The sequence below is a fragment of the Vibrio sp. R11-SG3-ISO3-SZ genome (genome assembly GCF_059834345.1).
Genome location: NZ_JCBDGX010000059.1, coordinates 1 through 11,921, shown reverse-complemented (window position 1 = coordinate 11,921; position 11,921 = coordinate 1). Strand labels below are relative to the sequence as shown.

General features: G+C 49.2%; 11 protein-coding genes. 1 reads left to right on the top strand and 10 read right to left on the bottom strand.

The features are described 5' to 3' along the window. Positions 1-105: 105 nt before the first annotated feature. Positions 106-1,446 carry an exodeoxyribonuclease VII large subunit gene (gene xseA, locus AC6R1O_RS07960; RefSeq protein WP_500629238.1) on the top strand — a complete coding sequence of 447 codons (1,341 nt, stop codon included), beginning with the start codon at positions 106-108 and terminating at the stop codon, positions 1,444-1,446. On the opposite strand, the gene AC6R1O_RS07955 is transcribed toward xseA, so the two are convergent. The 10 genes from AC6R1O_RS07955 to tcdA all read right to left on the bottom strand — a co-directional run bounded on the left by AC6R1O_RS07955 (position 1,424) and on the right by tcdA (position 11,845). Continuing rightward, entirely contained in the window at positions 1,424-1,660 is a 237-nt protein-coding gene (locus tag AC6R1O_RS07955; protein WP_500656804.1) for a zinc ribbon domain-containing protein, read from the bottom strand. The genes xseA and AC6R1O_RS07955 overlap by 23 nt on opposite strands. Before the next feature lie 424 nt (positions 1,661-2,084). Beyond that, positions 2,085-3,569, bottom strand: coding sequence for a ribosome biogenesis GTPase Der (gene der, locus AC6R1O_RS07950; RefSeq protein WP_500656803.1), 1,485 nt, complete (start codon positions 3,567-3,569; stop codon positions 2,085-2,087). A gap of 149 nt (positions 3,570-3,718) precedes the next feature. Then, positions 3,719-4,879, bottom strand: coding sequence for an outer membrane protein assembly factor BamB (gene bamB / locus AC6R1O_RS07945; RefSeq protein ID WP_500656802.1), 1,161 nt, complete (start codon positions 4,877-4,879; stop codon positions 3,719-3,721). 8 nt (positions 4,880-4,887) lie between these two features. Next, a complete protein-coding gene (locus tag AC6R1O_RS07940; protein ID WP_500656801.1) occupies positions 4,888-5,502 on the bottom strand; it encodes a YfgM family protein in 615 nt (204 codons plus the stop codon). A gap of 61 nt (positions 5,503-5,563) precedes the next feature. Then, positions 5,564-6,832, bottom strand: a complete 1,269-nt coding sequence (gene hisS / locus AC6R1O_RS07935) for a histidine--tRNA ligase (RefSeq protein ID WP_500656800.1) — start codon at positions 6,830-6,832, stop codon at positions 5,564-5,566. A 31-nt stretch (positions 6,833-6,863) separates the two neighbouring features. Further along, a complete protein-coding gene (ispG, locus tag AC6R1O_RS07930; RefSeq protein WP_334551312.1) occupies positions 6,864-7,982 on the bottom strand; it encodes a flavodoxin-dependent (E)-4-hydroxy-3-methylbut-2-enyl-diphosphate synthase in 1,119 nt (372 codons plus the stop codon). 8 nt (positions 7,983-7,990) lie between these two features. Then, the gene (gene rodZ / locus AC6R1O_RS07925) at positions 7,991-8,989 is read right to left on the bottom strand and encodes a cytoskeleton protein RodZ (RefSeq protein WP_500656799.1); all 999 of its coding nucleotides are present in this window, start codon (positions 8,987-8,989) and stop codon (positions 7,991-7,993) included. Between the two features lie 345 nt (positions 8,990-9,334). Further along, on the bottom strand, positions 9,335-10,459 hold the full coding sequence (gene rlmN / locus AC6R1O_RS07920) for a dual-specificity RNA methyltransferase RlmN (RefSeq protein ID WP_487901679.1): 1,125 nt from the start codon (positions 10,457-10,459) through the stop codon (positions 9,335-9,337). A gap of 133 nt (positions 10,460-10,592) precedes the next feature. Further along, complete coding sequence (gene csdE, locus AC6R1O_RS07915) at positions 10,593-11,024, bottom strand: cysteine desulfurase sulfur acceptor subunit CsdE (RefSeq protein ID WP_500656798.1); 432 nt, start codon at positions 11,022-11,024, stop codon at positions 10,593-10,595. 14 nt (positions 11,025-11,038) lie between these two features. Continuing rightward, a complete protein-coding gene (tcdA, locus tag AC6R1O_RS07910; protein ID WP_500631505.1) occupies positions 11,039-11,845 on the bottom strand; it encodes a tRNA cyclic N6-threonylcarbamoyladenosine(37) synthase TcdA in 807 nt (268 codons plus the stop codon). Between the last annotated feature and the right edge of the window lie 76 nt (positions 11,846-11,921).

The following is an 11,921-nucleotide window of genomic DNA, read 5'->3' as shown; positions in this document are numbered from 1 at the left end:
ACGCAAACGCTTGGCTACACATTTTTCTACTTTTTATTTGCAATCACCCCCTTGCTATGTATTATATTGCCGCTAATTTCCATACCCACGTCCATGGGATTAGCTGTGCCTGCATCCACCAATCAAAACATTTTCACTGTCTCTCGCCTCAACGCAGAAGTTCGCCTGCTGCTTGAAAACGAAATGGGTATCGTTTGGTTGGTCGGAGAGATCTCCAACTTCTCTGCCCCGGTGTCTGGTCACTGGTATCTCACCCTTAAAGACTCCCGAGCTCAAGTCAAATGCGCGATGTTTCGCGGCAATAATCGTCGTGTCACGTTCAAGCCGGCTAACGGCAATCAAGTATTAGTCAAAGCGCGTCTCTCGTTGTATGAACCTCGCGGCGATTATCAGTTGATCATTGAAAGCATGCAGCCGGAAGGCGATGGCCGACTCCAGCAAGAGTTTGAAGCGCTTAAAATGAAGCTAGCCGCTGAAGGCCTGTTTGCACAGACTAATAAGAAGCCGCTGCCTGAGCACCCGAAACGGGTTGGCATCATTACCTCGAAAACAGGTGCGGCGCTCTACGATATTCTGGATGTACTGAAGCGACGTGACCCTTCACTGCCGGTGATTATTTACCCGACATTAGTACAAGGTGACGATGCCGCGATTCAAATCGCGCAAGCCATTGGCTGTGCCAACAGTCGTAACGAATGTGATGTCTTGATCGTCGGTCGTGGCGGGGGCTCTCTAGAAGATTTATGGTGCTTCAACCACGAGGTCGTAGCGCGAACGATTGCGGCGAGTCAAATCCCGATTATCAGTGCGGTTGGACATGAAGTGGATGTGACCATCGCCGATTTCGTCGCCGATATGCGCGCGCCTACCCCCTCGGCAGCCGCTGAGCTAGTGAGCCGCGACAACAGCCATAAAGAGCAAGCGCTCGCTAGCCGTGAGCATAAACTGCTCAGTGCGTGGCGCCAGAGAGTGTCTGAGCAACAACGCAACCTGACTGGCCTGCTGCATCGTCTCGAACGTCAACATCCCACTCATCAACTTCAACGTCAGAGCCAGCAGTTAGATGAACTCGAAATTCGCCTCAAGCGAGCGATGGATAATGGATTACGCAGTGCAGAGCAACGAGTCGAGCGACTGCACTACAAACTCAACCTGCATAGCCCTGCACATAAACTCGCCAATCAACACGCAAGCATGATCCGTTTAGAGCAACAACTGATCGACGCGATGAATAAACGTTTGACCTATCAACGCCATCAACTCGCGTTAGCGGCGGAAACGTTAGATGCGGTTAGCCCACTGGCGACATTAAAACGTGGCTACTCGATCAGCCAAAACGCACAAGGCGATGTGGTGACCTCCACAAAGCAAATGAAATCAGGTGACACCTTAGTCACCCGATTAGCCGATGGCACCCTCTTTTCTACGATTTCTTCGAGTCAATAGAACGGAACTCAAATCGAATCGCTGATTTCGATTTGAGTTCATTGCACTGATTACAAAAATAATTTGCCGCCCCGCAAGCTTGCAGCTTCTCTAATTCACTGTCGCACTGAGGGCACCAACCGATCTTGTTGTAATCATGTTGGCACTGTGTGCAGTGGTAGTGGCCATTCCACTCCAGCTCTTGCTGACAACTTGGGCATAGATTGGTGTTCATGATCTGTGTTACCTTTTTAATTTAGCTTAAACTAATATACAAAAATCCCATCTCCAACTCAATATCACACCGACTGGCTTGCTCTCGTCGCTCTATGCTTCTATAAATGATCATAATAAGATCATCGGCAAAATCCGCTGTGATCAGCGATCTCCCCCTAAAAGAACATTTATATAACCACACACCGAAAGCATAAGTTACATATGCTGCATTTCAATTTTAAAAAGCACAATCAACTAATAAAAATTAAAATTACACACCAAAACCAGAGTTAATAAAATGATCACTCATCCAAATACACAGTATGTAACTCGGAAATGAGTGGAAAAGAGAGATAGGCTCTTTGGTGGAGTCCATTGATGACATAAAAAAACGCCTTAGCAAGCTAAGGCGTTTTGACCATCATGTGATTATTCAGATAGGGCTACTTCTTACGGTTTTTCACCATGCCCATTAAGCGTTTGCGTTTACGCTCTTGTGATAGGGTCATCTTGCTTGATTTACCTTCATACGGGTTTTCACTGTTCTGGAAAGTAATTCGAATCGGTGTGCCCATAATCTCAAGCGATTTACGGAAGTAGTTCATCAAGAAACGCTTGTAAGAGTCTGGAAGCTCATTCACTTGGTTGCCGTGAATCACCACGATCGGTGGGTTGTATCCCCCAGCGTGGGCGTATTTTAGCTTCACACGACGTCCACGTACCAAAGGTGGCTGGTGATCGTCGGTTGCCATCTTCATGATTCGGGTCAGAACAGAGGTACCCACGCGAGTAGTGGCAGACTTGTACGCCTCTTGAACCGATTCAAACAGGTGACCTACCCCCGTACCGTGTAACGCCGAAATAAAATGAATGCGTGCAAAATCAACGAAGCCTAAGCGGCGATCAAGCTCTTTCTTGACATGCTCTTTCACGTCCATATCAAGGCCATCCCACTTATTGACCGCAATCACAATCGAGCGTCCAGCGTTGAGCGCAAAACCGAGTAGGCTTAAGTCTTGGTCTGATATATTTTCACGCGCATCAATGACTAGAAGAACCACGTTTGCATCTTCAATCGCTTTCAATGTTTTCACCACCGAGAACTTCTCAACGGTTTCATTGATACGTTTACGACGACGCACACCAGCGGTGTCAATTAGGACATATTCACGGCCATCGCGTTCCATCGGAATGTAGATAGAGTCACGAGTGGTACCCGGCATATCGTACACAACCACACGCTCTTCACCCAGAATACGGTTAGTGAGTGTCGACTTGCCAACGTTAGGTCGACCGATGATCGCCAATTTAATCGGCTGATCTTGTAGGCGTTTAAACTCTTGTTCCGCCTCTTCCTCGCTGTATTCCAGTTTTTCTTCTTCATCAATGAAGTCAGTGAGGTCATCAATTTCGCCGTTGGCTTCTTCAAGCAACTGCTCAGCAAACGGGTTAAGCGCACGGTCAATCAGTGCACCAACACCACGGCCGTGAGCGGCAGCGATTTGGTACATGTTGTCCATACCCAGTTGCCAAAACTCAGCGCTGGCCGCTTCGGCATCGATACCGTCGACTTTGTTTACCACCAGCATAGCTGGCTTTTCAATCTTACGTAGATGACGTGCAATGGCTTCGTCCGCCACAGTCAGACCCGCACGGCCGTCCACCATGAATAGCACAACATCCGCTTCATCAATCGCGGCGAGTGACTGCTGAGCCATTTTGGTTTCAACGCCCTCTTCCGTGCCGTCGATACCGCCAGTGTCTACGACGATAAATTCATGTTCACCAAGTTTCGCTTGGCCATATTTACGGTCGCGAGTTAAGCCAGGGAAATCCGCCACTAACGCATCACGCGTACGCGTTAGTCGGTTAAACAACGTCGATTTACCAACGTTTGGACGCCCTACAAGAGCAACAACAGGTACCATAACAACCTCTACAATCTTTTTCTCATATGTAGTTATAGGTAAGGACTGATGACGAGACCAATTTTTACCTATAACTACGTAGCGTTAACAATAAAACGGCTCCCAACTGAGTAACCAGCTAGGAGCCGAATGTGAATTATATCACATGATTATGGGTTGATCGTCTGTTTCTTTACATCGCCATTGCGAGTAACCGTGACAAATCCACCCGGTACGGCGATAGGTGCGACCGCGAAACCGCTGTCATCTAATTGCTGCTGAGCAACAAATTCGCCGGTACGTCGATCAATCCAGTGCAAGAAGCCTAGACTATCACCCACGACTACGTAACCATTGAGCATAACTGGCGCCGTTAGCAAACGGTGCTCAAGCTGATCATTGCTCCAAAGCTCAGTACCGCTGCGCGCATCAACCGAGACAATGTGGTCTTTATCGGTCACCAAGAATAAACGACTGCCTTCACTCGCCATATCAGTGGATGAAGAGTAGTTACGCTTCCAGCTTGGTGTGCCTGAACGCAGATCAATCGCGGTCAACTGCCCGTTGTAACCGACAATGTATAGCGTGCTGCCCAAAATCAGTGGTGAAGCATCAACATCCACCAAACGATCGATTTCGGTCGCCCCTTGCGGTGTACCAATGGGTTGCTGCCAAATCAATTGACCACGCTCGACAATCGCTGCCGCCAAACGACCGTTCGCCGTTCCCCAGAAAACGCCACCAGACACCGTCACTGGCGCGCTGTTACCACGCAGAGTCAGGTTCGGCACTTCAGTGCTGATGGTCCATTTGCTCTCGCCCGATTCTTGATCCAGGGCGATCAGCACACCGTCACTGGTATGAACAATCACTAAGTTACTGTCTACTGCAGGGGCAGCAAGCACTTCACCTTTGACAGCGGTCTGCCAATTGAGCGCACCGGTTTCTTCATCAAGGGCAATCACCTGACCATTTTCACTGCCAATAAACAGCTGACCATAACCGGCGGTAATACCACCAGATAATCGTGCAGAGCCCTCTTTTTCCAGGTCCGCTTGCCAAATCGCTTTGCCCGTTTCAGGGTTGAGTGCTTTCACCACACCATCACGACTGGCAACAAATACTTTATCGTAGGCGTATTCGGGTGAAAGTTGCGAGTAGTACATGCCCACACCTTTCCCTGCCGACGCCCTCCATGCGCTCTTGGTCGTGAACTCATTGTCCACAACCGGTGTCGGCGCCATGATAATGGTGTCTTCCTCTCCAGCACACCCTGCAAGCAAGCCAAGAACCAGCGCCGTAGAGAGTGCTTTATTGAGCATTGTCTTCATGCGCATCCTTACTTAGCGAGATCGTCCAGCTTCATTTGTAGAGCCTGACTTGGCTCGCCAGACTGTTGAGCTTGGGTGTAGGCGGCATATGCCCCTTCTTCATCACCCTTGAGTAAAAGAATATCGCCTTTCAACTCTTCTACACGCCCCATCCAAGTTTCGTCGTTGATGTTAGCCAACTCTGAGATCGCCGCATCAAAGTCTGTTTGCTGAGCTTGAATACGCGCAATTCGGTAGTGAAGGACACTCAGCAGTGCTTGATCTTTAGTGGCCGATTTTGCCCACTCGAGCTGCGCTAGTGCTTCATCCAAGTTACCTGCATCAACCTGAGCCTTCGCCAATTGCATCGCCGCCAATACCGCGTATTGCGACTCGCCATTCGCCTCAATAAACCCTTGCACGTTAGCACTGGCATCTGCGCCTTTGGCTGCCAACTCTTGAATCACTGTGGTGTAACTCTCAGAGGCCGCTTCCTGAGCTGCTGTGACGGAGTCTTGGTAATAACGCCAGCCAAACAGACCACCCAAACCAATGACGGCCCCGAAAATGACCGCTTTGCCATTTTCTTTCCACCAATCTTTAATCGCTTCTACTTGTTGTTCTTCAGAATCGTAGAGTTCCACTTCCTGTCCTCTTAAAATCGAAAAAAGTGGCGCATAAAGGTCGCCACTTCCTGTTATCGGGTTATACCAACTGCGCTAGTTTGCTCGCCACATCGGCATGGCTGATCGTTTCTTGTGTACCACCAATCAGATCTTTCACGACGACCGTGCTGTCTGCGACTTCATTCTCGCCGAGAACCAGCGCCACCGCTGCGCCCACTTTGTCCGCACGCTTGAATTGCTTCTTAAAGTTGCCGCCGCCAAAGTGATTCATCACTCGCAGCCCTGGCACTTGCTCGCGCAACTGCTCAGCCAACTTCATTCCAGCCATCATGGTGCCTTCACCCGCGGTGACCATGTAAACATCGACGCTGCGACGCACATCGGTCAACTCAAGGGTTTCTAGCATCAGAACCAAACGCTCAAGGCCCATAGCAAAACCAACCGCAGGCGTTGCCTTGCCACCGAGTTGCTCAACCAGGCCGTCGTAGCGACCACCGCCACACACCGTACCTTGCGCACCAAGGCTTTCCGTTATCCATTCAAATACCGTGCGGTTGTAGTAATCCAAACCACGCACCAAGCGCTCATTGACTGTGTATTCGATACCTGCTGCGTCGAGAAGTTCACAAAGGCCGGAAAAATGTTGCTTTGAGTCTGCGTCTAAGTAGTCAGACAGACGAGGGGCATCACCGAGTACCGCTTGGATTTCTGGGTTCTTGGTGTCCAACACTCGCAGTGGGTTAGTGTGCATGCGACGCTTGCAATCGTCGTCTAGAATATCCATGTGCTGAGTGAGAAACTCGATTAACGCTTCGCGGTATTCAGCACGCGCGTCAAGAGAGCCAATCGAGTTCAACTCTAGACGTACATGTTTATCAATACCAAGCTCACGCCACAGACGCGCCGTCATCATGATCAGCTCTGCGTCGACGTCAGGGCCATCGAGACCAAACACTTCGACACCACATTGGTGGAATTGACGGTAGCGACCTTTCTGAGGACGTTCATGACGGAACATAGGGCCCATATACCATAGGCGCTGCTCTTGATTGTAGAGCAAGCCATTTTCAATTCCGGCGCGAACACAGCCCGCCGTGCCTTCTGGGCGAAGGGTTAAGCTGTCACCATTGCGGTCTTCAAAGGTGTACATCTCTTTTTCAACCACGTCGGTGACTTCACCAATCGCGCGGCTAAATAGATGAGTCATCTCAACAATCGGCATGCGCACTTCGTTGTAACCGTAAGCGCTGATTACGTTTTTCACTGCGGTTTCAAGTTTTTGCCACAGTGGAGATTGAGTTGGGAGACAATCGTTCATGCCTCGGATTGCTTGAATTGTTTTTGCCACAATAATTACCGTAATCGTTGGTTGAGAGTTATTACTCTTGTACTTTTACATCAATGCGATTTTGCGAATCCATCAACGCGGCTTTAGCGCGGATCTTCGCTTCGAGTTGACTCACGAGATCATCGTTATCAAATCGCTCTTTTTGACGTTTGCCATCTTCATAGAAGGCACTTTTCTTGTTACTGCCTGCCAAGCCCAAATGCGACACTTCCGCCTCACCGGGTCCATTGACCACACAGCCGATAATTGAAACATCCATCGGTGTGATAATGTCTTCAAGACGCTGCTCTAGCGCATTGACGGTACCAATCACATCAAATTCTTGGCGAGAACAACTCGGACACGCAATAAAGTTGATCCCGCGAGAGCGGATGCGCAGCGATTTTAAGATATCAAAACCGACCTTGATCTCTTCAACTGGGTTCGCCGCAAGCGAGATGCGCAGCGTATCGCCAATCCCTTCTGCCAGCAGCATGCCGAGTCCAACCGCAGATTTGACTGAACCCGCACGCGCGCCGCCTGCCTCAGTAATACCTAGGTGTAGTGGCTGATCGATTTTTTTCGCCAACAGTCGGTAGGAATCCACCGCAAGGAAAACATCGGATGCTTTGACACTCACTTTAAACTGATCAAAGTTGAGGCGATCTAAGATATCAACATGACGCATCGCCGATTCCACCAAGGCTTCTGGGGTCGGCTCGCCATATTTCATCTGGATATCTTTTTCCAAAGAACCGCCGTTCACGCCGATACGAATTGGAATGTTTTTATCCCTTGCACAATCGACGACCGCACGAATGCGATCTTCTTTACCGATGTTACCTGGGTTGATACGCAAACAATCGACGCCGTATTCCGCAACCTTGAGTGCAATACGGTAGTCAAAGTGAATATCCGCCACCAGCGGAATCGACACTTGCTGCTTGATCTGCTTGAAAGCCTCGGCAGCATCCATTGTCGGCACCGAGACGCGGACGATATCCGCACCCACATTTTCCAGGGCACGAATTTGCGCCACGGTGGCGTCAACGTCTGTAGTACGAGTATTGGTCATCGACTGCACCGCAATCGGCGCACCGTCACCAATAGGTACGTCGCCCACATAGATACGAGTCGAGGGGCGACGTTTGATAGGAGATTCGTGTTGCATAGTAATGTCTAAGGTAAGGTGAATCTTGCTACTTTGCCTGAAGTATACCCAGAAAGGTCGACAGGTTCACTCGCTAATGTCATTGAAACGTTTTCTGGTGCACCTAAAATCACGCTGTAAGGAGACAGACCATCCAACGCCACCGACTCGCCGCCTTTTTTGATGCCGGTAACGAGGGTTTTACCACTGGCGTCTTTCACCTGAACCCAGCAATCATCGCTAAAGCTCATCTCTAGACGGTTCGTCACTGCAACCGACGTATCCGTCGTGCTCTCTTGCAGCGCATCAGCTTGTTCTGTTGAGTCTGATGCGGTCACTGTTTCAGCTGGGGACTCTAGCGCACTCTCTTCACGTATGATTTCAGTCTCTGACGACATCTCAGTTTGCGTGTTTTCGATCGTCTCAATACTGCTCACATCGGAATCTTCACTAAGGATAGGTTCCATCGTTTCTTGAGTCTCTTGCGAAGGCTCATCTGGCATCGCCTCATCAAGCGAAACAAAGTCCAAGGTGTCACTGCTGCTTGGGTCTGCACTCTGCTGCGTGGTTTCCTGCGCCGAAGATTGGCCCAAATCCAACATGTCATCCTGCTGATTTTGCCACCACCATAAGGAAGAGATCCCGGCAATCACAGCAAAAATACCCCACGTCAGAATCATAATGCGGCTGTCGTGCTTCTCTCGCTTGGTTTTACGTGAAAAGCTCTGCATCGATTGCTCTTTATGCTGAGCGGTGCCGCTGTGATCGAGCGCAGTCAATACAACTGACTCTTTTAGCCCCACTGCCTTTGCGTACGAACGAAGGTAACCGCGGGTAAAGGTAGCGACTTGGTCAGACTCGAAGTCATTTTTTTCCAAGTTTTCGATGATGGAGAGGCGAAGACGAAGCCTATCGGCAATCTGCTTTTGCGTTAATCCTAACTGCTCGCGCTTTTGCTTAAGTAGTGTACCCGCTTCAATATGTTCTTGTGGTTGATTGGTTTCTGTCGTTTCGTGTTCGGCAGTCATTATGAATTCATCTCTTTTAAGTGCAGGGCCTCTTCCGCGCGTGCTTTTCGTTATTCATTATTGGTAGCAAAGGGGCAGAATTGGCGAAGTATCCGGGCAGCTAACTCATCAAAGAGGCAATAAACGCCATCAAAAGTGTGAGGAAGCCACCAAAAGCATTAACTTTCAATTCTAATCTATATCAGAGATGAAACAACATGACAAAAGGTGATAATTCACAGCCAGCTCAAGGTTTTTCCTTAAATTGACATTAAGACGCAACATCTGATTACAAATTGTCGATAAAAAAGCCAGAGCAAAGCTCTGGCCTCCGGATTCATGCACATTTAAGCAATCAATATGCGGTTAAACGGCTTTCACCTCGATGGTTTCACCTTTGGCCGCTTTTAACATGGCAGTACGTTTGGTGCGGTCAATGACATCGCCGACCAACTGTCCGCACGCCGCATCAATATCATCCCCACGCGTCTTACGCACGGTCACGGTGTGATCATACTGCATTAAAGTTTTCTGGAAGCGATCAATGCGAGAGTTGCTTGGCTTCTTATAAGGCGAGCCCGGATACGGGTTAAATGGAATCAGGTTGATTTTACATGGTGTATCTTTCATCAGCTCTGCCAATTCACGCGCATGGTCCATATCGTCGTTAACGTGATCCAATAGCACGTACTCTACGGTCACCTTGCCACGGTTGGCATTGGAAGAAGCAATGTAGCGGCGCACAGACGCAAGAAAATCCTCGATATCCCATCGGTCGTTAATCGGCATGATTTCGCTGCGCAATTTATCGTTCGGCGCGTGCAAAGAGATCGCCAACGCCACATCAATCTTACCTGTCATCTGATCAAGGCCAGAGACGACACCCGATGTAGAGACAGTAACGCGACGTTTAGACAAACCAAAACCGAGATCATCTAGCATAATCTCTAAGGCTGGAATGAGGTTTTTCATGTTCAGCAGAGGTTCACCCATGCCCATCATCACGACGTTGGTAATCGGGCGACGACCGGTCTCTTTTTCTAAGCCGATCTCACGGGCAGCTCTCCATACCTGACCAATGATTTCTGAGACTTTGAGGTTGCGGTTGAACCCTTGTTGAGCCGTCGAGCAGAACTTACATTCCAGTGCACAGCCCACCTGAGAAGAGACACACAAGGTCGCGCGATCGTCTTCAGGAATGTAGACCGTCTCGACATCTTGATCGCCCACCTTCATTGCCCACTTGATGGTGCCATCAGAAGAGTGTTGCGCCTCAGCGACTACCGGCGCTTTGATCTCACAGCGCGCGTGCAGTTTCTCGCGTAACTTTTTGTTAATGTTGGTCATGTTGTCGAAGTCATCGACACCAAAATGGTAGATCCACTTCATAACTTGATCGGCGCGGAATGCTTTTTCACCTAATTCTTCAGCGAAAAATTCACGCAAGCCCTTGCGATCGAAGTCGAGTAGATTGATTTTTTCAGTGCTCATGTAACCTCACAAACGACAGAACATTAATTAAGGGCGCGAATTGTACAGCCTTTATTCAGCGACAACAAGCGTTGTAAAGCCCTGTATTTCCTAAGGCGTTAATTCAACTTTGTTTATTAATTGAACACGCCATTTACGCCGCGGTGATTTGCTTAATTTGCTCCACAATCGCTTTCAGCCCATTGCCGCGCGAAGGACTTAAATGCGCGATAAGTCCAAGCTTTTCAAAGTACTCATCCATATCAAAATGTTGGATTTGCTGCGCTGTTTTGTGGTTGTAAGCCGCCATCACGAGGGCAATTAAACCACGTACAATACGAGCGTCAGAATCGGCACAAAAGGTCCACACGCCATCGTGCTGCTCACAGATCAACCACACTTGGCTCTCACAGCCTGACACCGTCACTTGTTCACTTTTCAGCGCATCTGGCATCACGGGGAGTTGCTTACCCCACTGAATCACTTGTCGGTAGCGATCTTCCCAGCCTTTTAATCCTGACATCGTTCGAATGACGTCGTCCGCCGTTATCGTCTGGCCAAACAGTGAGGATGGTGCTTCACTCATTTCATTTCCACTCATTAGCGATATTTCTGAATCAATTTTTCCACAATACGCGAGACCGCCACAAAACCAAAAGTGGCCGTCACCACCGTGGCGGCGCCAAAGCCACTGGCGCAATCCATTCGCTTTGGCCCTTCTGCCGTTGACTTCACCCCACACACGCTGCCATCGGCTTGCGGGTACTTCAACTGCTCAGTAGAAAAGACGCAATCGATGCCAAACTTACGCTGCGGATTTTTAGGGAAATTATGGTGCCGGCGCAAGGTATCTTTGATCTTTTTCGCTAGCGGATCTTGAATGGTCTTGGTTAAGTCCGCGACTTGAATTTGAGTCGGGTCAACCTGGCCACCCGCACCACCCGTCGTAATCACTTTGATTTTGTTGCTGCGGCAGTAGGCGAGCAACGCCGCTTTTGCTTTGACGCTATCAATCGCATCTAACACATAATCAAACTCTTTGCTGAGGTACTCATGCTGATTGTCTGGCGTAATGAAGTCATCAATTAAATTGACTTTGCATTCTGGATTGATGAGTTTGACGCGCTCAGCCATGACCTCAATTTTGCTCTGCCCAACAGTGCCTGACATCGCATGAATCTGGCGATTAATGTTGGTCACACAGACATCATCCATGTCAATCAAGGTCAACTCACCAATCCCTGTGCGAGCCAACGCCTCTACAGCCCAAGAGCCAACGCCGCCTATTCCGATAACACACACGTGCGCAGCGCGCAGGATCTCCACTTCACTCTGTCCGTAGAGTCGGCGTGTACCGCCAAAACGTTGGTTATAGCTGTCCGAGGCGGGGGTATCAAGTTGGCGCATGGCAAGGCTTCTCCGCTACAAATTTGGTGATGAGTAAATAGAAAGAGTGCGATTTATACGCACTCTTGTTTCAAAT